Source organism: Aliidiomarina shirensis (assembly GCF_003987345.1).
GTDB classification, from domain to species: domain Bacteria; phylum Pseudomonadota; class Gammaproteobacteria; order Enterobacterales; family Alteromonadaceae; genus Aliidiomarina; species Aliidiomarina shirensis.
In genome coordinates, this window is record NZ_PIPP01000002.1 from 266,560 (window position 1) to 290,725 (window position 24,166).

The 24,166-nt window shown below is 48.0% G+C and carries 24 protein-coding genes; 3 read left to right on the plus strand and 21 right to left on the minus strand.

Annotated features, from left to right (window positions below; all coding sequences use genetic code 11):
- Positions 1 to 8: 8 nt before the first annotated feature.
- The 15 genes from ccmD to murJ all read right to left on the minus strand — a co-directional run bounded on the left by ccmD (position 9) and on the right by murJ (position 12,795).
- Positions 9 to 233, minus strand: coding sequence for a heme exporter protein CcmD (ccmD, locus tag CWE13_RS05280; protein ID WP_126806569.1), 225 nt, complete (start codon positions 231 to 233; stop codon positions 9 to 11).
- Positions 223 to 1,020: a heme ABC transporter permease gene (locus tag CWE13_RS05285; protein ID WP_126806571.1), complete on the minus strand. Its 798-nt coding sequence runs from the start codon at positions 1,018 to 1,020 to the stop codon at positions 223 to 225. The genes ccmD and CWE13_RS05285 overlap by 11 nt, the downstream gene beginning before the upstream one ends.
- 1 nt (position 1,021) lies before the next feature.
- Complete coding sequence (ccmB, locus tag CWE13_RS05290; protein WP_126806573.1) at positions 1,022 to 1,714, minus strand: heme exporter protein CcmB; 693 nt, start codon at positions 1,712 to 1,714, stop codon at positions 1,022 to 1,024.
- Positions 1,714 to 2,361 (minus strand): cytochrome c biogenesis heme-transporting ATPase CcmA, encoded by a 648-nt coding sequence (gene ccmA / locus CWE13_RS05295; protein ID WP_126806575.1) that lies wholly within the window; start codon positions 2,359 to 2,361, stop codon positions 1,714 to 1,716. The genes ccmB and ccmA overlap by 1 nt, the downstream gene beginning before the upstream one ends.
- A gap of 94 nt (positions 2,362 to 2,455) precedes the next feature.
- Positions 2,456 to 2,785: a type IV pilus modification PilV family protein gene (locus CWE13_RS05300; RefSeq protein ID WP_126806577.1), complete on the minus strand. Its 330-nt coding sequence runs from the start codon at positions 2,783 to 2,785 to the stop codon at positions 2,456 to 2,458.
- Positions 2,770 to 3,180, minus strand: coding sequence for a hypothetical protein (locus CWE13_RS05305; protein WP_126806579.1), 411 nt, complete (start codon positions 3,178 to 3,180; stop codon positions 2,770 to 2,772). Before CWE13_RS05305 ends, CWE13_RS05300 begins: the two co-directional genes overlap by 16 nt.
- Entirely contained in the window at positions 3,177 to 3,737 is a 561-nt protein-coding gene (locus CWE13_RS05310) for a prepilin-type N-terminal cleavage/methylation domain-containing protein (RefSeq protein WP_126806581.1), read from the minus strand. Before CWE13_RS05310 ends, CWE13_RS05305 begins: the two co-directional genes overlap by 4 nt.
- The gene (locus tag CWE13_RS05315) at positions 3,731 to 4,243 is read right to left on the minus strand and encodes a GspH/FimT family pseudopilin (protein WP_126806583.1); all 513 of its coding nucleotides are present in this window, start codon (positions 4,241 to 4,243) and stop codon (positions 3,731 to 3,733) included. Before CWE13_RS05315 ends, CWE13_RS05310 begins: the two co-directional genes overlap by 7 nt.
- Positions 4,244 to 4,356: 113 nt before the next feature.
- On the minus strand, positions 4,357 to 5,301 hold the full coding sequence (gene ispH, locus CWE13_RS05320; RefSeq protein WP_126806585.1) for a 4-hydroxy-3-methylbut-2-enyl diphosphate reductase: 945 nt from the start codon (positions 5,299 to 5,301) through the stop codon (positions 4,357 to 4,359).
- Entirely contained in the window at positions 5,298 to 5,747 is a 450-nt protein-coding gene (gene fkpB, locus CWE13_RS05325; protein ID WP_126806587.1) for an FKBP-type peptidyl-prolyl cis-trans isomerase, read from the minus strand. Before fkpB ends, ispH begins: the two co-directional genes overlap by 4 nt.
- 76 nt (positions 5,748 to 5,823) lie before the next feature.
- Positions 5,824 to 6,315 (minus strand): signal peptidase II, encoded by a 492-nt coding sequence (lspA, locus tag CWE13_RS05330; RefSeq protein ID WP_198677911.1) that lies wholly within the window; start codon positions 6,313 to 6,315, stop codon positions 5,824 to 5,826.
- A gap of 26 nt (positions 6,316 to 6,341) precedes the next feature.
- Positions 6,342 to 9,173 (minus strand): isoleucine--tRNA ligase, encoded by a 2,832-nt coding sequence (gene ileS / locus CWE13_RS05335; protein ID WP_126806590.1) that lies wholly within the window; start codon positions 9,171 to 9,173, stop codon positions 6,342 to 6,344.
- Positions 9,174 to 9,177: 4 nt separating this feature from the next.
- A complete protein-coding gene (ribF, locus tag CWE13_RS05340; protein ID WP_126806592.1) occupies positions 9,178 to 10,161 on the minus strand; it encodes a bifunctional riboflavin kinase/FAD synthetase in 984 nt (327 codons plus the stop codon).
- 123 nt (positions 10,162 to 10,284) lie between these two features.
- Complete coding sequence (locus tag CWE13_RS05345) at positions 10,285 to 11,115, minus strand: hypothetical protein (RefSeq protein WP_126806594.1); 831 nt, start codon at positions 11,113 to 11,115, stop codon at positions 10,285 to 10,287.
- Positions 11,116 to 11,232: 117 nt separating this feature from the next.
- Entirely contained in the window at positions 11,233 to 12,795 is a 1,563-nt protein-coding gene (murJ, locus tag CWE13_RS05350) for a murein biosynthesis integral membrane protein MurJ (protein WP_275540861.1), read from the minus strand.
- A gap of 344 nt (positions 12,796 to 13,139) precedes the next feature.
- On the opposite strand from murJ, the gene rpsT reads away from it, so the two are divergent.
- Positions 13,140 to 13,406, plus strand: coding sequence for a 30S ribosomal protein S20 (rpsT, locus tag CWE13_RS05355; protein WP_126806595.1), 267 nt, complete (start codon positions 13,140 to 13,142; stop codon positions 13,404 to 13,406).
- Positions 13,407 to 13,493: 87 nt separating this feature from the next.
- Here the strand turns inward: rpsT and CWE13_RS05360 are convergent, their stop codons facing one another.
- The 6 genes from CWE13_RS05360 to CWE13_RS05385 all read right to left on the minus strand — a co-directional run bounded on the left by CWE13_RS05360 (position 13,494) and on the right by CWE13_RS05385 (position 18,886).
- The gene (locus CWE13_RS05360) at positions 13,494 to 13,754 is read right to left on the minus strand and encodes an acyl carrier protein (protein WP_241973641.1); all 261 of its coding nucleotides are present in this window, start codon (positions 13,752 to 13,754) and stop codon (positions 13,494 to 13,496) included.
- A gap of 163 nt (positions 13,755 to 13,917) precedes the next feature.
- Positions 13,918 to 14,148 carry a hypothetical protein gene (locus tag CWE13_RS05365; RefSeq protein ID WP_126806597.1) on the minus strand — a complete coding sequence of 77 codons (231 nt, stop codon included), beginning with the start codon at positions 14,146 to 14,148 and terminating at the stop codon, positions 13,918 to 13,920.
- Positions 14,149 to 14,253: 105 nt separating this feature from the next.
- Entirely contained in the window at positions 14,254 to 14,874 is a 621-nt protein-coding gene (locus CWE13_RS05370) for a 3'-5' exonuclease (RefSeq protein ID WP_126806598.1), read from the minus strand.
- The gene (locus CWE13_RS05375; RefSeq protein ID WP_126806600.1) at positions 14,874 to 16,715 is read right to left on the minus strand and encodes a DUF294 nucleotidyltransferase-like domain-containing protein; all 1,842 of its coding nucleotides are present in this window, start codon (positions 16,713 to 16,715) and stop codon (positions 14,874 to 14,876) included. Before CWE13_RS05375 ends, CWE13_RS05370 begins: the two co-directional genes overlap by 1 nt.
- A gap of 194 nt (positions 16,716 to 16,909) precedes the next feature.
- The gene (locus tag CWE13_RS05380) at positions 16,910 to 18,616 is read right to left on the minus strand and encodes a sodium:solute symporter family protein (protein WP_126806602.1); all 1,707 of its coding nucleotides are present in this window, start codon (positions 18,614 to 18,616) and stop codon (positions 16,910 to 16,912) included.
- A gap of 3 nt (positions 18,617 to 18,619) precedes the next feature.
- Positions 18,620 to 18,886 (minus strand): DUF4212 domain-containing protein, encoded by a 267-nt coding sequence (locus tag CWE13_RS05385; RefSeq protein ID WP_126806604.1) that lies wholly within the window; start codon positions 18,884 to 18,886, stop codon positions 18,620 to 18,622.
- A 263-nt stretch (positions 18,887 to 19,149) separates the two neighbouring features.
- On the opposite strand from CWE13_RS05385, the gene CWE13_RS05390 reads away from it, so the two are divergent.
- Positions 19,150 to 22,614, plus strand: a complete 3,465-nt coding sequence (locus CWE13_RS05390) for a PAS domain-containing hybrid sensor histidine kinase/response regulator (RefSeq protein WP_126806606.1) — start codon at positions 19,150 to 19,152, stop codon at positions 22,612 to 22,614.
- A complete protein-coding gene (locus CWE13_RS05395) occupies positions 22,614 to 24,164 on the plus strand; it encodes a protein adenylyltransferase SelO (protein WP_126806607.1) in 1,551 nt (516 codons plus the stop codon). The genes CWE13_RS05390 and CWE13_RS05395 overlap by 1 nt, the downstream gene beginning before the upstream one ends.
- Positions 24,165 to 24,166 lie beyond the last annotated feature (2 nt).

The following is a 24,166-nucleotide window of genomic DNA, read 5'->3' on the forward strand; positions in this document are numbered from 1 at the left end:
CAGTTTCTTTAATTCGGTTCTTCTTTTGCGGCTCGTTTTTTAGCCGCTCTAGCACGCAAAATACGTTCCGCGCGCGCCGCTTGCTTAGTAGCTTCGCGTGCCAATACCGAGCGACGCCAAGAGGCTTCTAATGCCAGCAATCCGAGGCAAAGGAAGGTGCCAGCAAATGACGACCATACGTATATACCGTAGCCGCCCATATTGATGAATGCTTGCCAACTATCAAACTGCATCGGCATCTCCTTTCTCTTTCTTATTATCGGCAGTAGCAAAGTGAATACCTAGATGTTGCAACGCCCAGGGCCGATGAATTTCGCGGCGTAAAATTTCATTATTTAAGCGCATAAGCACCAACGCAGCGCATACCAACAACATAGCCAAAATACTCACCAGCAAGGGCCACAACATTTCCGGCGCGATACTGGGTGCTTCTAACCGAGTAATCGCCCGAGTTACCGTGGATTTCTGGTGCAAGGTGTTCCACCAATAAACTGAGTAATGAATGATTGGGATATTGATAACCCCAACAATCGCCAAAATACTTGCGGCTTTTGCGCCTGCTCTTTCATCTTCAAAAGCAACATAAAGCGCCATCACGCCTAAATACAAAAACAATAAAATGAGCTGGGCCGTTAACCGCGCATCCCACACCCACCAAGTGCCCCACATGGGTTGGCCCCAAATAGCGCCGGTAAATAGCGAAATAAACGTAAGCATGGCGCCCACTGGCGCAATCGCCAATATCGCGAGTTCGGCGGTGCGAATTTGCCACACCAGTGCAATCACACCTGCTATCGCCATCCCTACATAAAAGCCCATCGCCCACATAGCCGAAGGCACATGCACAAAGATTATCCGGTAGCTTTCACCTTGTTGATAATCCGGTGGTGCGAATGCGAGGCCCCAAACTAAACTCACGATCACGAGCACTAAGCCTGGCACCGCGAACCAAGGGATTAACTTTTGCGTTAAGGCAAAAGTTGCTTCAGGTTTTGCATAAGGGTGTAACCAACGCCACATATTAATTTACACTCACTCGTAATCCGGCTTTCACCGCGAACGGGGCTAAGGTGATGCTGATCACCATGAACGCTCCAATTAACGCCAACGGGCCTGCTGATGACACACCAACAACCGCGGCTTCGACAGCTGCTGTTGCAAAAATCAGCAGCGGAATTAGCAGGGGTAATAATAACAAACTCAACAATGCGCCACCTTTATTCAGGCTTACCGTTAGCGCTACACCTATTGCGCCTGCAGCACTTAATACGGGCGTTCCGAGTAAAAGGGTCAGCCATAAAACGCCCCAAGCTTGAATCGGCAAATTCATTAATAAAGCCAACAACGGCGTAATCACTAACACCGGTACAGCGGTCAGTAGCCAATGCACTACTATTTTCGCCAAAACACTAATTTCTATCGGTACCGGAAGTAACAACATTTGTTCGAGTGCACCATCGCGAAAATCATCGCGGAACAGACGCTCAAGCCCGAGCATACTGGATAACAGGGCCGATACCCAAATAACGCCCGGCGCAATGCGGCTCAGAATATCTGGCCCCGGCCCCACACCCAAAGGGAAAAGCGTTACCACAATGAGTAAAAATATCAGTGGGTTTAGCAAATCGCTGCGTTGCCGCGAAGCCACACGAATATCACGCCGTATGAGCTGTTTAAATACTTTCCATGCGGATACTGGGTTTGCCTGCAACATCAGTGTTGATACCTCAAACGTAATGCTTGCACCTGATAAAACTCAGTAATTAGCTCTTGATGTGAAGTAAGAATAATGGCGCCACCGGCCTTTAAATGTTCAGAGAAACGCGCATGTAGGAGTGCAATACCTTCAACATCGAGCGCCGTAAATGGTTCATCTAGAATCCAAAGTGGCGCTTGGGTAAGCCATAGTCGGGCGAGCGCAATGCGCCGCTGCTGCCCTGCTGATAAACCTTGCGCCGGAATATCTTCGAGCCCTACAAGGCCTACTTTTGCCAATAAGGCATAAGGTGCTTCTTCAAGCTCAACGCCTTGAACCGCGGCATAAAACTCAAGGTTTTCAATCGCCGTTAGCTCCGGTTTCACACCTGCTTTATGGCCAATAAATAATAAACTCTGATAATAGTTTTCGCGATCTTCGCTGATAGGTTGATGTTGGAAGCATACGGAACCGGCTTGTGGCGCCAATAAGCCAGCAAGAATACGCAACAGGCTAGATTTCCCAGCACCGTTAGGCCCTTCTATTTGCCAAATTTCGCCTGCCTTTACACTAAGCTGCAAATCGCTAAACAGCGTCCGCTCACCGCGTATCGACATTAGTTCGTTCGCTTCTAAAAGCACCGGCACAGCTACCTTATTGCCCATCGATAAATTGCACTTATGCTAACACAAAAATGGGTTTGCAAGCGATACTTTCAGGCATGAATCGGCGGCTTGCTGCGGGGGGATTTGCGCTATATCAAGAATCTGGCTGAGGTAAATACCAACCGTATTCTTCTGGACTCACGTTAGACGCTTCTACCCACCAATAACGCAAGGCACCATGGTTTTCTATACGCCAATTGCGGCCATCGCTAAACTGGCCGGTTCCGGTGGCTGCTGCGTTTTTCATCTGCCAATCGGTAAGCCAGTTTTGCAGTTGCATATCTTCTAAATAAGCATCGTTTGCGCGTTGCCAAAACGTGGCTGAATGCGCAAGCAAATGCATCGCGGCCGGTAAGCTCAGTGTAAGAATGAGTAAGCAAATCATGGTTTCAGGCAAGGTAAAGCCATTCATTCGTGTTGCCATACGCGCTCCCCATTCGCATATTCGATTAACCAAAATGTTTGCTGTATACGCAAATTATGAGCCGCTTGCGAAACTTCGATAAGCAAGCGCCAGCAGTTGGCCCCAGCTGAGGTATCACTGGTAGTTCTGGGCACAAAACTTGGTATCTCTGAGCAATTTAGTGGCGTTTTCTGCAACGTGGCTTGGAGTTTGGCCGGTAAATTTAGAGTTTCAGGGATTGCTAGACCTTGCTGAAACTGAGCCAACGCCATGAACTGAGTGCTATCCGCCGCGCGCCGAGCACGGGCAAGTTGTACATCATGCTGGCTTAAACGCCAGGTTTGCATCCCATCTTCAATGCCACTTAACAAGATAGCGGTAGTAAGATTTATCAACACTAAAACAACGGCAATCACACGACAAACTCCTGAATAACCTTCGAGTAAACCGCGGAATAAATCGGTACATGCCAGGCGTAACACCAGTTAAGCGATTCCGAAGCACTCTTTTGATTTTTACTGACACGGCCAACTAGGCAAAGTTGACGGTATCCGGCAGCTATTTCAGTGATCGTTAAATCCGTTATTTTAAAGCCGTTCGCATCATGCAAACCGAGCCAACCATTGCTCGTACAATTACCTTCCGTTGGCTTCCATTGCAGTTGCTGGTTGCGTATACGCACCCCTTTATCAGCGAATAACAAGCATTGGCTTTGTTCCTGCCATTGCCAAACTGTACTATCTTTACCTAGTTCTTGGCGGATATCTCTCGCGAGCCAATGTCCTAATGCATAGAAATTTTGCGCTTCTCGAGCTGCTAGCTGGCCCTGCCACGATTGCCCCCAAATATAACTGTGGGTACTCAGGCCCGCATAAATAATGGGGCCAGTAAGCATGATAACCAGCAATAGCTCAAGCAAGGTGAAGCCTTGTTGCGCCCGATACGTAGTTTGCACGAGCCGATACCCTAACATTTCGCAAACCTGTGGTTATGTGTTCCCGCGATACAAATGCGAATACGCCCAAGCGTTGAAATAATGACGCGAATACTTTGATCACTGAGCTCTGAATGGCTAATTTGAAAGCGCCCCGCGCTAAAACCCGCCATGCCATTTAAGGCACTAAAACGCACGGCGGGTATCGGGCTGAAGTTTGTTGCGATATTGATTAATTCTGGGGGCTGTTGGATAACACGCTGAGAAGCGGTACCGCTGGCAAAATGCTCAGGCGCACAGCTTTGTGGTGGTCGCTCAGTTTGCCAAAAACATAATTCGCCGCTTTTGCTGAAGCCAAACCATTGATCTTCACCGCTGGCAATAGCCTGCAACCGCGCATCACGAATCGCGGCATAGATTTGCTCGGCGCTGCTATACAATTGCTGCTGCCACAAATTGCGTTGTAACGCTGGCCAACCCATAGCGCCAAGTACGGTTAACAACAGTGTTACCAGCATAACTTCAATTAAAGAAAAGCCCCGCATAACGCCCCTTCACATATTCCAAGAACATGCCTTTAGTGTGGCGTTATAAGCGAGGCTTACCAATAATCTCCGCTATTGCTTACAGCTTAACGGTATACTTTACGGCGGTGAAGTTAGACTTCAACCACGCGCAATTCAGGAGGAATTGAAAATGTTACGTTCTCTTCACGGCCAGAGCGTTCTTCTACATCGGCTTCACCGCCGTGTGCTCGCAACCATTCAACCACATTTTTCACCAGCACTTCGGGTGCCGAAGCGCCAGCGGTAACGCCAACGGTTGCTGCACCTGCTAACCATTGCGCATCAATGCAACTCGCGTCATCAATCAGATAAGCCTGCGTACCCATTTTCTCTGCTAGCTCGGCCAAGCGATTCGAGTTCGAGCTATTGCGTGCGCCCACTACGAGCAGCACATCCACTTCATCGGCAAGATCACGAACTGCATCCTGACGGTTTTGCGTGGCGTAACAAATATCGTCTTTGCGCGGGCCGTTAATGTTTGGAAAGCGTTCCCGCAAGGCATCAATAATATCGGCGGTATCATCTACTGATAACGTCGTTTGGCTCATGTAATGCAGTTCATCTGGATTTTTCACAGCGAGTGTAGCCACATCCGCTACCGATTCCACTAAATAAATACCACCTTCGGCACTACTATATTGGCCCATGGTGCCTTCTACTTCTGGGTGCCCAGCATGGCCAATCAACACACATTCATGATGGCGGCGGCTTGCCCTTGTGACTTCCATATGCACTTTGGTTACCAGCGGACACGTTGCATCAAATACTTTCAATCCACGCGCGGTAGCGGTATCCCGCACGGCTCGAGAAACACCGTGGGCGCTAAAAATAACAATGCTATCGTCGGGCACTTGATCAAGCTCTTCAACAAATACCGCACCACGTTCGCGTAAACCATCAACCACGTGTTTGTTATGCACTACTTCATGTCGAACATAAATAGGTGGTGAAAACATGGCTAATGCCTGTTCCACAATGGTAATTGCGCGATCTACGCCAGCGCAAAATCCTCTTGGGTTGGCTAGAATGATTTTCATGGAGCCTCCACGCTGAGCACTTCAACCGCAAAGGTTACCCGTTGCCCAGCTAAAGGGTGATTGAAATCTACCGTAACAACATCAGCCGTTACTTCCCGCACAATACCGGGGATTTCACGACCGTTCGGTTGGCTAAACGATATAATTGCGCCTACTTCAGCGGGTGTTTCGCCAGAAAAGCGCACCCGCTCAATATGATAAATGTTTTCGGGTAGCGGTTTACCAAAAGCATCTTCCGGCTCTAGGGTAAACTCTTCATTATCGCCAGCCTTAAGCCCTAGCAAGCAGTTCTCAAAATTTTGCGTTAGGTTACCATCGCCAATAGTGAGGCGTGCAGGTTTGCCGTGAACTTTTGTGCTATCCGCCGCAGAGCCATCTTCCAATTTGATGGAAAAATGTAACACCACATGGCTACCTGGGCCTATTGCTACCGCTTGCTCGCTCATACACTACTACTCTTATATAAAATACGTTTTTAGCTATTGCTTGCCTAAGTTCTTAAGGCAATTAATAGGCTTATATCTACTTATCAGGCCGATTACTAAAGAACCCATCGAAAATAATTAAACCCGCGCCTATCACAATGCAGCTATCGGCTACATTAAATGCAGGCCAATGGTAAGTGCCTACGTAGACATCGAGAAAATCAACCACATAACCATAGTTAATACGGTCAATAACATTACCAATAGCTCCAGCAACAATAAGCCCAAAACCAAGGTTAGCGGCCTTCATTGATTTCGGCTGCCGCCGCAACATCACAATCAGTACAACGCTGATTACTACAGCGATAGCAGTAAAGAACCAGCGTTGCCAGCCACTTTGATCACTTAAGAAGCTAAATGCAGCGCCGTAATTGCGTACGTACACCAGGTCAAAAAAGGGCAGTACATTAATACGGCTATACAACGGCATATTTTCGAGAATAAGCCATTTGCTAAATTGATCAGCCACAATCAGTAACGCCACCAGCCACCACCAGTGCCAACCACTTTGTTGCCACTGCTGCGGAATGGATGATTTATTACCAGCGGCCGACATTATGCAAATTCCCGTGTTTCACCGGCGCCATCAACGTTCGTTACGCAGCGGCCACACAGCTCTGGATGATTCGCATCTGCGCCAACATCTGCCGTGTGGTGCCAACAGCGGCCACATTTACTATGGCTTGTACGTTCTACGGCAACTTTCAAGTTCGCAAGTTCCGTTCCGCGCGCATCACCCGCTTCGCTCAACGGTGCTAAACGCACACCCGAAGTTAGTAATACAAACCGCAGTTCATTACCCAATACATTTAGCGTGCTTTGCAACGCCTCATCAACAAACAGAGTTACTTCTGCTTGCAGCGCGCCACCAATAATTTCATCACGGCGCGCTTGCTCAAGGGCGCCATTTACAGCATCACGAACTTCTAAAAGTTGCTGCCATTGGTTGTCGCTTATTTTACCTTCAGCACGAGCTGGCCAATTGCCATACCACTCTGCAGTAAACACATATTTTTCACGTTCACCGTTTACTGGCGCTGGCATTAACTCCCAAAGCTCTTGCGCAGTAAAACTACAAATGGGTGCAATCCAACGCACGAGTGCCTCGGAGATATGCCACAACGCAGTTTGACATGAACGATGCGCCACACTATTCGCCTTCGCGGTGTATTGACGATCTTTAATGATATCGAGGTAGAAACTACCTAATTCAATCGAGCAGAAATGCATAAGTTTTTGCACTACAGCTAAGAACTGGTAGTTATCATACGCTTCGCGAATCTCGTTTTGCAGCACTTCTGCGCGAGCTACGATCCAGCGATCCAGCTCAACCATTTCCGCTACTGGCACTTGGTGCTGGGTTGGCTCAAAGCCGTTAATATTCGCTAGCAAGAAGCGCGCAGTATTGCGAATGCGGCGATAAGCATCAGCCGAACGTTTTAAAATTTCATCCGATACGGTCATTTCCGCGGTGTAATCGTTACTCGCCACCCACAAACGTAGAATATCACCACCGAGTTTGTTCATGACATCTTGCGGTGATACTACGTTGCCCAGCGATTTCGACATCTTGCGGCCGTGCTGATCAACCGTAAATCCGTGCGTAAGTACTTGTTTATAAGGCGCTTGCCCGCGAATCGCAACACCAGTAAGCAATGATGATTGGAACCAACCACGATGCTGATCTGAACCTTCTAAATACAAATCTGCCGGCCACTGTAGCTTCTCATCTTGCGCTAATACACAGTGGTGGGTTACACCAGAATCAAACCACACATCCAGAGTATCGGTGAGCTTGCGGTAGTGCTTGGCATCATCGCCGAGTAATTCACTAGCCTCTAAATCAAACCAAGCCTGAATACCTTCTGCTTCCACTTTTTTCGCTACTTGTTCAAGTAACGCAAGCGAATTCGGGTGCGGCTCGGCAGTTTCGGTGTGAATAAATAAGGTTAACGGCACACCCCACGTACGTTGACGAGAAATACACCAATCTGGGCGGCCATCGATCATACCAGCAATGCGGTTTTCGCCCCACTCTGGAACCCAACGCACTTGCTTAATTTCGCTCAATGCTTGTGCACGCAACCCTTGTTTTTCCATGCTAATAAACCACTGTGGGGTAGCTCGGAAAATAATAGGGGTTTTATGGCGCCAGCAATGCGGATAGCTGTGATCAAAACTTTCGTGATGCATTAGTGTGCCCGCATCACGCAGCGCATCAACAATAACCGGATTCGCTTTAAAAACGTGTTGGCCTGCGAACAGCGGTGTATCTTCTTTATATACCCCGTGATCATTCACTGGGTTATATACTTCAAGGTTATACTGAAGGCCAACGTTAAAATCGTCAACACCATGGCCCGGTGCTGTGTGCACACAACCGGTACCCGATTCGGTGGTAACGTGATCACCTAAAATCACAGGCACTTGGCGCTCATACAGCGGGTGTTTTAAGGCAACCAACTCTAACGCTTTACCGGTACAGAAACCCAGCTTATGGTATTTGTTAACGCCATAACGCTCCATAGCTTCGGTAACCAGCTCTGTGGCTAGAATGAGCCGCTCTGGATTATCGCCTTCTACCTGTACTAATGCATATTCGATCGTCGGTTCAAGTGTAACCGCTTGGCTTGCCGGAATTGTCCACGGCGTGGTAGTCCAAATCAGCATACTGATAGGGCCTTTGCCCGCATGCCCTTCCGGATGCGCAAATATATCGGCTACCTTATCGGTATCAATTACCGGGAAACGCACATCAATCGCAGGCGAAGCTTTGTCTTTATATTCTACTTCCGCTTCCGCTAGTGCCGAGCCACAATCAGTACACCAATGCACCGGCTTAAAGCCTTGCTGCAAATGGCCACGTTCAATGATAGCGCCCAACGCACGAATAATGTTCGCTTCTTGGGCAAAGTTCATGGTGAGATAAGGGTTATCCCAATCACCAAATACACCTAGGCGTTTGAAATCTTCACGCTGGCCATCAACTTGAGTAAGCGCGTATTCACGGCATTTTTGCCGAAACTCAGCGTCGTTTAATTTTTTGCCAGGTTTGCCATATTTCTTTTCAACCACAAGCTCAATCGGAAGGCCGTGGCAATCCCAACCAGGAACATAGGGCGAATCAAAACCGCTTAAGGTTTTCGATTTCACCACCATATCTTTAATAATTTTGTTTACCGCATGGCCAATGTGAATCGAACCGTTCGCATACGGAGGGCCATCGTGCAGAATAAATTTTTCACGGCCTGCGCGCGCTTCACGAATTTTTCCGTAAAGGTTATCTTGATACCAATTCTTCAGCATTTCCGGCTCGCGTTGGGCTAAGTTGCCACGCATTGGGAAGGCCGTGTCCGGGAGGTTTAAGGTATGCTTATAATCACTCATGCGGTCAGGTCCACTCTTCGGTTACATCATTATTCGTTAAATTGGTTGCGTTCGCTGCCAAGTAAGCACGCGCCGCTTCTGCATCTTGCTGTATTTGTTTCTGTAACTCCGGGAACGAGTTAAATTTGTGCTCATCTCGTAACCACACTAATGGTGTCACGGTGAGGGCCTTGCCGTAAAGGTCGGGCAGCTCTGGGGTTGGCTGAAAATCAAACAAATGAACTTCCAGTAATTCCCGTTCGCCATTTACCGTTGGCTTTCGGCCGATATTTGCTACGCCACCATAAATTTTGCTATTTACATTAACCGTAACCGCGAACACGCCCTTTAGCGGTGATTGCTGCCTCTGCAACGCGATATTCGCAGTTGGAAAGCCTATAGTGCGGCCTCGTTTAGCACCGTGGCGAACACGGCCGGTAAACGAAAATGGCCGCCCCAGCATGCGCTCGGCTGCGGCAAAATCAGTGGTTTCTAAGGCACTACGAATCGCGGTGCTAGAAACACGAATATCTTCGGTGCGGTAGCTTCTAGTGTCAATTACGCTAAAACCTAAACGCTTACCAGCATCTTGCAGTAAAGCAAAATCGCCGCTGCGGCCTTTGCCAAAGCGAAAATCATCGCCCACTACCAATAGCTTCACACCAAGTTGTGCTACTAACACCTGCTCAATAAACGCCTCGGCGGTTAAGCTCGCGAAACGCTGATTGAATTGTGTGAGCAGCATTCTATCCATGCCGCACTGGCAGAACATTTGCCACTTATCTTGCCACCGGCTCAAGCGCGCGGGTGCTCGATGCGGGGCAAATAATTCTAACGGCTGCGGTTCAAAAATCATTACAGCCGCGGGCACGCGCAAACGTTCGGCTTGTTCGCGCACACGCGCCAACACAGCTTGATGGCCCAAATGTACGCCATCAAAGTTGCCGATTGTGAGCACACAGCCACGATGCCGCGCTGCTATATTATGTAAACCACGAATTAATTCCATAGACGCGCGATTATACGCTAAAGCGAAGCAAGCTGCATCGCTTGAATGAAGATTTTAGAGGTATGTAAAATTCCGGTTCAACTAAAAATATGCTTCTTACTTAGACAAGAATATCGCTAGCCGTCATTCTCTCTTATGTTCTTGTATAATTTGCTCTTCAAGGGAAAGCAACATTAAATACTGTTCCGAGTTTAGCAATGTCAGCGCTTTTAAATGCTGTATTTGATTGAGAGTTTGACTCGAAGGTGCACCTAATGCTTGATTTCTTTTGACATCTGCTAAGGTTAATTCAATTAACGAATCAATTTTTTCAGCTGGTAACACGTCATCAGTAAGTAGATGAGTAAACAGATCCATATTTCCAAAATCATAAGCAAGTTCAGCAATACGCCATATTTGTTTGTGATCATAATAGGCATTACGAATCAACAGATCTGCAGTGGGCCCTTCTTGCTTGGAAATAATATAGTGCCAAGCTTCTAGTGATGGATCTATATGTGCCCCATAGTCCAAAAACAGCTCTAATTGCTCTTCAGTCGATGTGCCTGCAACAAGTGCTGCATACAAGGGTGTATAATGATCAGACCCTTGCGGATGGTCGTCTCTTAGTATTTCATTGATGTCGATAAAACCATTCTCAACTAATCCGATTAGAACCTCCGTTGTGACGCTATTCGTTTCGATTAGTTTTTTCATGAGTTCCCCTTTCCTAAGCCCTCTAAATTGCTCAAGATTAATTTCGACATTGTTACTATCAACGAGGTCTAAACGATCTAATTCCGTTGATGAGCGTTCTCGGGATACAGCATCTAAGCGCACATCTGGCAAAGAAAGGGTATTTTCTTCAACGTTTTCTGGAGGAGATTCGAAAGAGAATATTTCAATATAGAAAAGCCATATTAATCCAAGGAACAAAGCTGCAAAAGCGCACAATACTGTCGGTCTGCGAAGCATTGGGGGGTCTCCACTGAATATTCAGATCTAAAATACGTAACCGATCGAGTAACTACCCGTTGGCGAGCTATACACCAATAATGCTGTAGTTTGAACACACCAAATAAAAAATGGCCTCTAATGAGCTCGCAATTGCCGTGGTCGACCACCAAACACAAACCAACTCACGATAAACGCACCACCGCCTGCGGCAATAAGCCCGGATAACCAAAGAACGCGTTCACCAAGGCCAGAAGCAACCCAAGCGCTACGGCTCGGATCTAGCCATAATAACAGTGCAATCATGACTCCGGTGGCTAAGGTTACTTGCAACAGGAAACGCCGCGTTTCCGGCGATAATACCAATACACCCTCGCGGTAAAGCACAACACCCAGCAGTAGAGCATTTATCGTTCCTGAAAGTGCCGTAGCCAACGCCAAGCCTACGAAGCCAAATGGGATTACTAGAATAAGGTTTAAAACCATGTTCGCCGCCATGGCAATAATGCCGTATTTCACTGGGCGTTTAGTATCTTGGCGCGAGAAGAAACCGGCTGCTAACACCTTGACCAACATGAAACTAAGCAAGCCACTGGCATAGGCCATCAGCGCAAAGGACGATTGCAACGCAGCATTTGGGGTAAACGAACCGCGTTGAAATAACACGAGTATCAGAGGCTCGGCCAACACGAAAAGCCCCGCCATCGCGGGCAGCCCGAGCATCACAACCATGCGCACCCCCCAATCTAGTGTGGTACGAAAGTGCTCTAATGATTTATCCACGTGGCGTGCCGATAACGCCGGTAAAATTACCGTAGCAATGGCAATACCAAATAAACCGAGAGGGAATTCCAACATGCGATCAGCGTAATACAACCAACTAATAGGGCCGGTGCCCAAAAAGCTGGCAATAACCGTATCCAGCAACAAGTTAATTTGGCTTACCGATACCCCAAACAGAGCCGGAATCATCAGCGTGCGGATTTTCACCACACCCGGATCTCGCCAACCCCACTTCGGCATGACCAGTAGCCCTGCTTGTTTCAAAAATGGAATCTGGAACAAGAACTGCACGACCCCACCAACGAAAACGCCGATCGCCAAACCGATTTCTGGATTCGCCAAATTCGGCGCTAACCAAATAGCCGCCGCGATAATCGAAACATTTAACAGCACCGGCGTAAACGCCGCCACACCAAAACGCCCCATTACATTCAACGCAGCGCCCGATAACGCCGTTAGGGTAATAAAAAACAAATACGGGAAGGTGATGCGCAGCAACAAACTGGCCATTTCAAATTTTTCGCCGTCGGGCCCACCTTGCAACCATTCTTTAAACCAGCCCATACCGAAAAGTGCAGCAACAACCGGAGAAAGGATAACGGCAAGCAAGGTAATTACACCCACGAGCGTGCCCAAGGTGCCGGAAACGCGCGCGAGTAACAGCCGCGTTTCATCTAATGATTTACCACGGTGATATTCGGTAAGCACCGGTACAAATGCTTGTGCAAACGCACCTTCGGCAAATAAACGACGGAGAAAGTTTGGAATTTTATTGGCAAACAAAAACACGTCAGCCGCCGCGCCAGCACCCATCAACGCCGCAATCGCGATATCACGCACCAAACCCATCACACGAGAAAGGAATGTCATTACGCTTACGATCATGCCCGAACGCAATAATCGCGGCGCCTGCGGCACGCCTGCTGCGCCTTTTACTTCTGGCGAAGGTTCGTGTGCAGGCGATTTTTTCGGTGGCCCACCGGAAGGTTCGTTGTTCACAGTGCTGGAAATCCTTGTTGGCAGCTTTTATCAACTGTATTTAAGCAAAGATTAGCACGAGCTCAACCTTACGCGGAAGCAAAGGAATCGCAAAGTCAGTAGATTAGCGAAAATATACGAAATAGTGGTTGCGTAATGGCGCCTAGATCCGTAGTATGCGCGCACAATCTTTTATCGAATCCGTTGACTTTTAAACGCAAAAGAGGGAAAATCCTCGGCCTTAAAAAGTCCGGCACAGTTTACGAATTATCAGGAGTTTAACCTTGGCTAACATCAAGTCTGCGAAAAAGCGCGCGGTTACAGCGGAAAACAATCGTCGCCACAATGCCAGCCGTCGCTCAATGATGCGCACTTATCTTAAAAAAGTACAAGCAGCTATTGCTGCGGGTGATCAGGCTCAGGCACAGCAAACTTTCGCTGCACTTGTTCCTGTTATGGACCGCTACGCGGCCAAAGGCTTAATTCACAAGAATAAAGCTGCTCGTCATAAGAGCCGTTTATCTGCTCAAATCAAATCGTTAGCTGCATAAGCATCGCTTAAGCACACAACTTTTTGTTGAGTTGAAACGAAAAAAACCGCCGATGGCGGTTTTTTTGTATCTAAAATTCATGTTTTACTACAATTCGCGCCGATAAGTGGCAACCAACTCCGAAAATGTATGCGGAAACTGATCTTTGGGTAATCGCGAGAACGGATCATAACCAAGTCGCTCTTCCAACCGAGCAACTACAATAGCGAAACTTAGCGAATCTAAACCACTCTCGCTCAGTACCGTATTTTGTTCGATTACACCTAGCTCTTCACGGCCAGTTTCGGCAGCAACTTCATCCATTACATCACGGATGAGTGCCTCTAATTGATAGTCACGAATGGTCACAACGCCCTCTTTCGGCTCACCTAGTAACAAATTTGTTATAGTTATGTATAAATTATGGTGCAAGTATACTGATTTTGTATGTATTTGCAGCAAATTTCCGGAAAAACGCTAGATTTTTGCGAGTTAATAACCAGAACAGCCTGATTTTCTGTGAAATAAATAATTATGCCTGATGCCCCAAGCTAATTTGTCCGAGGCTAACTGGGTACGCTCCGGAGAAGCCCTGAGCGCCGCCCCAACCCGCCCGGGGGCCAAGCTCGGAAGCCGCAAAAACTGCATACTCGACTACCCCAGCGCGAGCCGACGCCATCTTGCCAATGCAGAAATGTCCGCGCCAAGGATGGCGCGGAACATAGCGCACATGGATGTGCTCGCAGCGGTTCTGCATTGGCAAGATGGGATCGGCGGAAGCTGGGGTAAGCGCCGATGTTGATTTGCGGCTTCCCCGCTTGGCCCCCCGGGCGGGTTGGAGCGGCGCTCAGAACGTTAGCTTTCGGGTTTAGCGCCCTTCTTTAAGAAGCGAGCGAGCGTTGGGATGGTGGCCGGAACTGAAGCGGAAGGCTTGCGCTAGAAAAAGTTCAGCGCAGGCGATGGCATCGTTTAGGGCGTGGTGGCCACTGAATGCATCGAAGCCGTAGCGTTCTCGGCAAGCTGCGAGCGTGAGGGAATCGGGTTTTAGAGTTTGCGATTGGCGTTCTAATCGGCGGCGTTCGGCGCGCAGTGTGCAATAAACACCATCAGGTTGCCATTTCATGCCCGTTTGTTTTAGCGCTTGTTGTAATACCACGGTATCGAATTGTGCGTTGTGGGCCACGATAATTGCACCTTCCGCAGCCTTAACAAATTCAGCCAGCACCTCTTCCAAAGGCAACCCAGCGGCAATATCACTTAATGATAACTGATGAATAACTGCACTTTGAGTTAATTCTAAATTGGTGTTCACTACCCGATATTCTGCTTGATTCTGCAGTATACGTGGCGGCGCGATGCGCACCCAAGCCAGCGCCAGCATGGCATCGCCTTTGGCATCCAAGCCATTGGTTTCAATATCGATAGCTAACCACTTTGCTTCTCGCCAAGGGGCTCTTAAATGATGCCAACTCGCCACTTTTTCGAACATTACATATTCCGCCCGAATTTAAATGCAACACCATGCTGGGCATCTTTAATTACTTTAAAAGCCGCCTTTAATTGTCGCCGCTGCATGGTGCTTAAGGTTTCGGGGTCTACCGAGTTCGAAGGTATCTTTGAATCTTCATTCCGGTACATCTGTGCGGTTAAACGTAACCCGGTAAGAAACTGCCAAGCCTCGAGCAGGTTTTGGTTATCCTTATCGCTTAAGGAGCTTGCACTCTTTAACTGCTCCAAGCGAGCGGGCGTTGAAGGCACGGTTACCCCCGCAGCCAAACTATACAAACGCACAATATCGTTAAGAATTGCTACTGCCTGCTTTTTGATATCAATGTACTCGAAATCGCCTTCACTTTTGGTTCGAAAGTGATTAAATAAGCCCAGAGGCACATTCAGCTCACCAATATGGCGTGCGATATTCGCTAGAAACATATCTTGTTTCGCTAACTTTGCGATTTCTTCGCGGTGCTGCCGATACAGCTGATGGCTTCCCGCAACTGGGCGGCTATCAAAGAAGATCATGCAATGCATAATCGCTTTCGGTGTGGGTGAACGAATCCACTTTAAGAATTTTTCACGCCATTCAAGGCGATTCTTCTGTAAATCGGGGTTCATTGCCATGATATTGCCCGGGCATAAGCGAATACCGCAATCCGCCAAACCTTCACAGACATAAACCGACACTTCCGCGAACCATTGGCGCTGGCCATCAGTAATTTCATCGGGCAACAGCAAGGCGTTATCCTGATCCGAACCTAAGGTTTGATCGCCGCGCGCCTGGGAACCGAACGCGAGCCACACATAAGTACATGGTGCACTACCTTGTTCTTGTTCATAAAGGCGAATAAGTTTGCGGGTAATGCCATCAGTAAGCGATGTCAGTAACCTACCAACAATACCGATATCTTTTACCCGGCTTGCAAAACTGCGCAGATAATCTGGAATTTTAGCTGCTTCCGCAACCAGCGCTTCTCGGCTGTTGGCTTTGAACAACGCGTTAATGAGTAGCACAGGTTCACTGCGTTGTTGTTGCATCAAATCCGTGTTAGTGAGAACGCCGATGGGTATTTCATTATCATCGAGCACGGGAAGGTGATGAATATTCGCTTGCCCCATTACCGTAAGCGCATCGAACAGGCTATCTCGGGCATAGATGATAGCCGGCATTGGCGTCATTACTGCCGCTACTGAAACATCGAAGCTTACGCCCACGGCTACGACGCGGTTACGTAAATCACGGTCAGTTAAAATACCGCGTAATTGCTGATCATCCACAACCAACAAGCAAGATACGCGCTCCGCCGACATCAATTGTGCGGCGCTTTGAATACTGGCGGTGCTGCTAATTTGAATGGGTTTGCGATCAATTACCGATGCTATTTTTTTCTCGCTCCAATCCGCACCTTGCGTTTTACCTTGCTCAGCTAATAACCGCTGACCATGAGCATTCACAAAATAACGCTCAAACGCTTGGCTTTGCCGGCGAAGTTCGTTGAACGCGCCTTCCGGCCATATCCAAATAATACCATCGGCGATTACTTGCAGTTTATTGGTAATTTTTCTGCCGGTTAACAATGAAGGAAAGCCAAATAGATCACCGGGCTCTAAACGATCGAGATGTTGGTTTTCTTTATCCACGAGATCATAGGCCCCTGAGCGCACCAAGTATAACTGGTGTGAATCGGGCTGCATGATGTCTTGGCGATTATCGTGGCACACGTACATCGCCTGCATTTGTTCAGCCGCATATTGCAACAACTCAGCGCTCAAACTATCAAACGGCGGCGTGTTCGCCAAAAACTCGCGTGTATCTGCACTTATACTTGCCATACCGAACCCCCCTTGGGAGCCATAGAAGTTGGTGTCTGACACCATTTTCTCGTACCCCTTATGTAAGTGCCATAGAAAGTGGTGTCAGACACCATCTTCTCTGGAACTTTTCCCTACAGTTTACGTGAAAAAAAGCCCCGGCGATGCCGGGGCTTGGTTACTACAAAACATATTACATGTTTTAACGCGTCGGCTTAATGGCTAGTTGCCGCACCGGCTCCTTTCGGATAACGGATTGATTCAACCATTTCCTGAATATCTTCTGGCGCATCTTTCGTAAATTTCAACACGACGAGAGCTACGATAAAGTTCAGAATCATACCTACTGTACCAATACCCTCAGGTGAAATTCCAAACAACCAGTTTTCAGGATTATCGGCGGCTGGGTTCACGAAGCGGAAGTAGATAATGTAGCTCAAGGTGAACACAATACCAACTACCATACCCGCTACAGCACCTGCGCTATTCATGCGTTTATGGAAGATACCCATAATAATCGCAGGGAAGAACGAGGATGCCGCCAGACCGAACGCGAAGGCGACCACCTGCGCCACGAATCCGGGTGGGTTAATACCAAACCATGCACCGATTAATACCGCTACCCCCGCAGCAATTCGCGCGTAGAGCAATTCTTGCCTATCCGTAATATTAGGCATCAAGGTTCGTTTCAGTAAATCGTGAGAAACCGAACTCGAAATAACCAAGAGTAAGCCAGCTGAAGTTGATAACGCCGCGGCAACACCACCGGCAGCAATCAACGCCACAACCCAATTCGGAAGGCTTGCAATTTCCGGGCTCGCTAACACGATAATGTCCGCATCAACGCGCATTTCATTGCGCTCGTCATTCGAGAAGAACATACGGCCATCTTCATTGTTATCGTTCCACTCGATAAGGCCCGTTTGCTCCCAGTTATTCACCCAGCTCGGCGCATTCTCATAGAGTACCCCTTGCTGATCTGGCCCATTTAGCGTGTTTAAGATATTCACTTTGGTAATCGACGCAATAGCCGGCGCTGTTGTGTAAACGACCGCAATAAATACCAATGCCCAGCCGCCTGAACGGCGCGCATCACTTACTTTTGGCACGGTGAAAAAGCGAATAATTACGTGTGGTAAACCAGCCGTACCCACCATTAATGCCATAGTAATGGCAAATACATCGATGCCGGATTTCGTGCCTTCTGTGTATTCGGCAAAACCAAGCTGGGTAGATAAACCATCAAGCCGCTCTAACAAATACAGCCCTGAGCCATCGGCTAATGTTGCACCGAAGCCTGTTTGCGGCAAGATGTGGCCTGTCATTTGCATCGTAATAAACACAGCAGGTACCGTGTAAGCGAAGGCTAACACACAGTATTGCGCTACCTGCGTATAGGTGATCCCTTTCATACCCCCTAACAGAGTATAGAAATATACTAACGCCATACCGATAAGCACGCCCGTAGTGATATCAACCTCTAAGAAACGGCTAAATACCACACCAACACCACGCATTTGCCCAGCGATGTAAGTGAACGATACCAAGATTGCACAAATAACAGCTACCGTACGCGCAGTTTGTGAGTAATACCGATCACCAATGAAGTCGGGAACCGTAAACTTACCAAACTTACGCAAGTAAGGTGCTAAACAAAGGGCAAGGAGAACATAACCACCGGTCCAGCCCATGAGGTAAACGCTACCATCATAGCCAAGTATCGAGATTAAACCTGCCATTGAAATAAAGGAGGCCGCAGACATCCAATCAGCTGCTGTTGCCATACCATTTGCAACCGGAGGAACACCACCGCCTGCTACGTAGAAATCGTTGGTAGAACCTGCTCGTGCCCAAATCGCAATACCGATATACAAGGCAAAAGTTGCACCAACCACGATAAATGTAAGTGTTTTAATATCCATGGTTTATTCCTCTTCAACCTTGTATTTTCTATCGAGCTTGTTCATTTGTCTGATATAAACAAAGATCAATACGATGAAGGTATAAATTGCGCCCTGTTGTGCAAACCAAAAGCCCAACTTAAAGCCGAAGAAGGTGATGTTATTGAGCACATCCACCAATATGATACCGAACCCAAAAGAAACCACGAACCAGACGGTTAATAGCTTGAGCATTAACCCTAAGTTCTCTTTCCAATAGGCTTTGGCATGATCTTGCGATTCAAATGCCATGCGTGTGTCCTCCAGTTGTTGTTATGGGTGCCACCCAATTATTTTTAATATGCAGGTGGTTCTTTCCAATGTACGGAAACAAGCATCGTAGAAGATGGGGTTTTGCGAAATTGGACATTAGTCTAATACCGGAATTTTGCCGCTGTGCTTTACTTGCTTCTGTGGCAGAAGATACGCCGCAACCGCCTTCACAAAAGCAAGGCTTAACTAAAAGCGCAGAAACAAGTACTCTGAATACATCAATTCGAGAAGAAGAATAAAACATGACTTGGATTTTAATCATCTCCGCCGTTGGCTACATTGCGCTTTTATTTCTTATCGCATTGTGGGGCGAAAAGAAAAATAGTGTGGGTTACAAAATAAGCTTGCACCCTTGGGTGTATGGCCTCTCGTTAGCGATTTACTGCACCACCTGGACATATTACGGCGCGGTTGGGAATGCGATTGATAGCGGCTGGAGCTTCTTACCTATATTACTCGGGCCAATTCTTCTTTACATGTTTGGTATGCCCGTGGTGCGCAAGTTAGTGGCGATTAGCAAGCAACAAAATACTACGTCGATTGCTGATTTCATTGCCTCTCGTTATGGCAAAAGCCACAAGATGGCGCTAGTCGTAACGATCATTGCAGCCGCAGCGGTTATTCCCTACATTGCTCTGCAGTTGAAGGCCGTTGGTATTAGCTTTAATGTGCTCAGCCAATTAAGCCCTGAAGCAAGTAGCAACTCCTATAAAGAGCTTGGCATCGCCATTCTTATGGCGGCATTTGCGATTGTGTTTGGTACCCGCCGCCTAGAAGTAACCGAATATCGCAGCGGTATGATGTTAGCCATCGCGTTTGAATCCACGGTAAAGCTAGTGGCCCTATGCGGTACCGCAATTTTCGCGTGGATAATTTTTCGAAGTGGTTCCGATGTTAGTTTCGCTAATCATATCCAAAGCTTGGATCTCGATTCTGGCTGGCATTTCAAAGGCGCGATGACCCCAGAATTTTTCATTCAACTCGCCATGGCCGCCGGAGCCATTTTATGTTTGCCACGCCAGTTCCATGTCAGTGTTGTTGATAACGTAGATATTAAACATTTAAAAACAGCACGTTGGTTATTTCCGCTTTATCTTCTCCTTACCTCGCTGGCGATCGCTGCAATAGCGATAAGTGGCGTTGGTTTACTGGGAAATAATAGTGGCTTGGCTGGTGATGGCTCGGTTTACCCTCTCCTGATCCCGTTTCTGTATGGACAAACGTGGTTAGCCATTCTGGTCTATATCGGTGGTATATCTGCGGCCACCGCTATGGTTATTATTGCCACGCTTACCCTGAGCACAATGATTAGTAATGATGTGGTAATGCCAGTTTGGCTCACCCGTGAAGGTCGGCAAATGCCGCAACCGCATCGCTTCTCACGGCGATTAATTCGCGTGCGCCGGCAAGCGATTATCGCTGTGTTGATGCTCGGTTGGGCGTGTTACCACCTCTGGATGGCGCAGTTAAACTTAGTGAGTATTGGATTACTGGCGTTCTCCTTAGTATTGCAATTGCTGCCGGCGATCATCGGTGGCATGTATTGGCGAAAAGGCCATGCTCAAGGCGTGTATATGGGCCTTATCGCTGGCCTACTCGGCTGGTTATTTGCGGTACTTCTGCCCTTATCCCAATCGGAAGTTGCGCTCGCTGAGCAAATTATTACCCGTGGAACCGTGATTAGCGTGGCGCTAAACGTAGCAGCTTATACACTGTTTAGTTACCTCGCCGTTCCTGCGTTGGTAGATAAAATTCAAGCAACTGCATTTGTAAAACCACGCAAAAATGGCGAACCGGTTTCCGCGAATACCAACCTTCAAGAAACACGTGTGGCGGATTTGGTATTGCTGATGGAAACGTTCCTCGGGAATGAGCGCTGCGAAGAACTTGTAAAAGCCTACGAGCGCCACCAACCGTTAAACCGCCAAGGTGTTGCCGACATCCAGTTTACCGATTACGCCGAACGCGCCATTAGCGGCGTGCTTGGCGCAGCTACTGCGCGCTCTTTGGTGAATGCAGCACTAGAAAATCGGCAACTCAATCTAGAAGAAGTAGTGCATTTTTTCGATGACACCACCCAAGCCTTACAAGACCAACAATCGATTATGTTCAGCTCGCTGGAAAACCTAGCTCAGGGGATTTCGGTGGTTGATAAACATTTACGCTTGGTCGTATGGAACCGGCGTTATCTCGAACTTTTCGAATACCCCGATGGCATGGTGCAACCTGGAAGACCTATCGCCGATCTCATTCGCTATAACGCCGAACGTGGCGAATGCGGTGTGGGTGACGTTGATGAGCTCGTAGAAAAACGCTTACGCTACATGCAACAAGGTTCGGCACACCGTTTTATACGCCGCCGTTCTGATGGTCGGGTAATTGAAATGATTGGGAACCCGTTACCCAATGGTGGCTTTGTTACCAGCTTTACGGATGTCACCGAACATATTGAAACCCAACAAGCCTTAGAAGACGCGAATATTGATCTAGAAGCGCGGATTCGTAGCCGCACTGATGAAGTACGTGAAATTAATCGCGAGCTTACCGAAGAAATTGAGCGCCGCCGTGAAATCGAAGTCGCATTGCAAGCCGCAAAAGGCGAAGCAGAATTTGCCAATGCCAGTAAAACCCGTTTTTTGGCGTTGGCTAGCCACGATATACTGCAACCACTAAACGCCGCTCGCTTATACCTTTCTGCCGTTGATCAACAAACGCTTGGGCCAAGGAATCAAGGCTTGCTGCACAAAGTTGATAATGCGCTTGATTCTACTGAACACCTGCTCTCGGCCCTACTTTCGATTGCGAAAATGGAACAAGGCGCGATGCAACCGCAATTAAAGCATATTGATTTAAACACAATTTTAGGCCCCTTGGTGCCCGAATATTCGGTTTTGGCCGAACAGCAAGATTTGCAGTTTAAGGCACGTCTGCGTAATCTCACGGTATATACTGATCCAACATATTTACGGCGGATTATTCAGAATTTTCTTTCAAATGCGATTAAGTACACCGAGAGTGGTAAAGTGTTACTCTCAGTTCGTCAACGCGGTGAGTTTGCCGAACTCGCGGTTTGGGATACTGGCCCCGGAATACCTGAACAAAAACATTCCGAGGTGTTTGAAGCCTTTATTCGCCTACACCAAGGCTCAATTAGCGGAGTAGGCTTAGGCTTAAGCGTAGCGAAACGCATGGCCGAACAACTCGAGTGCCCGTTATCGATAAAATCGGCGTTAGGGAAAGGATCTCGATTTTCGGTGTTAGTACCGTTAGGTTCGGCGGCAAAGGTAATTCCGCGTATACGTCCCGAACGTTCGAGCCAAGCCTATAATGGTTTACAAGTGCTGTGCGTAGACGATGACCCCGAAAACTTGGCAGCTTTGCAAGCGCTATTAAGTAAATGGAGTTGCCAAGCTATTCAGTTTACTACGCCAGATGAAGCGATTCATTGGGCACAAAACAACCCGCCGCCAGACGGCGCGCTATTAGATTATCAACTTGCGGATCACGGCGATGGCATAAGCCTATGGCGCTCGTTGCAAGATATTTGGCAAAAACCAGTTCCCGGCGCGTTGGTAACCGCTGTTCGTGATCCTGATGTTAAAGCAGAAGCTCGAAAACTTGGCCTACAATTTTTAGCGAAGCCAGTAAAACCAGCGCAACTTAAAGCGCTGATGCAACACATGCAACGGCAAAAGGAAACGCGATAATGCCTATATCTAATCATCATTCAGAGTTTCAAACGGCACATAGCTTGCGAGCGCTCGGTGATTTTTATTATCGCGATGCGCAGCCAACTGCAGTGGCAAACGCACAATGGATAGCCTTTAACCAAGATCTAGCAAATCAGTTAAATATACCCGCTTCAGAGCAAGATACCGATGAGGGACTGGCGATTTGGTCTGGCAATCAAACACCTGAATGGGCAAAGCCAGCAGCTCTAGCTTACGCGGGGCACCAGTTTGCGAATTTAGTGCCACAGTTAGGTGATGGCCGCGCTTTACTCCTCGCCGAAGTCGTTGATCATCATGGCAAGCACTGGGATGTGCAGCTTAAAGGTGCTGGCCGCACTCCGTTTTCCCGAGGCGGTGATGGCCGCTCCGCTATTGGTCCAGTGTTGCGAGAATATCTACTCAGCGAAGCTATGCATGCGCTTGGCATCCCTACTACGCGAGCACTTGCTGCGGTAGCAAGCGGCGAAATGGTGTTCCGCGATGAGGGTGTGCCAGGAGCCGTTTTTACTCGCGTTGCCAGCAGCCATTTACGGGTCGGTAGCTTTCAGTACGCGCTGTTACATGGCGGAAACGAGAAGGTGAAAACGCTCGCCGACTACACCATTAAGCGGCATTTTCCACATATAGCCAAAAGTACCAACGCCGGTAACCCTTATCTAGCATTTCTACAACATGTTGCTGAACGACAAGCTGAACTCGTGAATAATTGGCTACGCGTTGGTTTTATACATGGCGTGATGAATACTGATAATACATCGATTTGCGGTGAAACCATCGACTATGGCCCAGCCGCGTTCATGGATGTGTATAACCCTGCTAAGGTGTTTAGCTCAATTGATCGCCGTGGTCGCTATGCTTTCAATAAACAACCTGAGATTGCGAAGTGGAACCTTGCCCGGCTTGCAGAAACGCTATTGCCTTTGCTCACGGCGGACGAATCTAGCGATGCAACTGCAGATCAAAAAGAAGCCGCCATTGCCTTGGCCACACGCGTACTTGATGAGTACAGTGAGTATTCCGAACAATTATGGCTGGCGAATATGGGCGCAAAACTCGGTATCCAACATGCCACGAAAAGCGATAAACCATTAATGCAGGCATTTTTAGCGCTCTTACAACATCAGAACGTAGATTTTACCCAGGCTTTTTGGCAGCTAGCAAATGAACTAAATTGCACGCAAATTGCAACAACTGGGCCGCAAAGCCCTGCATCTACGTTATTTACCAACCCAATGGAATATACCGAGTGGCGCCAGCGTTGGTTGGAACGGCTTATTGAAAACGACAACAATGCCGAACAAGTACAAGCAAGCATGCGCAAGGTGAATCCAGCCATTATCCCCCGCAACCACCGTGTCGCTGAAGCGATAAAAGCGGCCGAAGAAGACGGCGATTTAACCCGTTTTCATGAGTTACTCGAAGCCTGGCAAGAGCCCTACAAAATGCCAATGTCGGCTTTGCAGGTTGAGCTTTATCAAGCACCGAAAGAAAGTGAGGAAGTTACGCGTACTTTCTGCGGCACTTAATA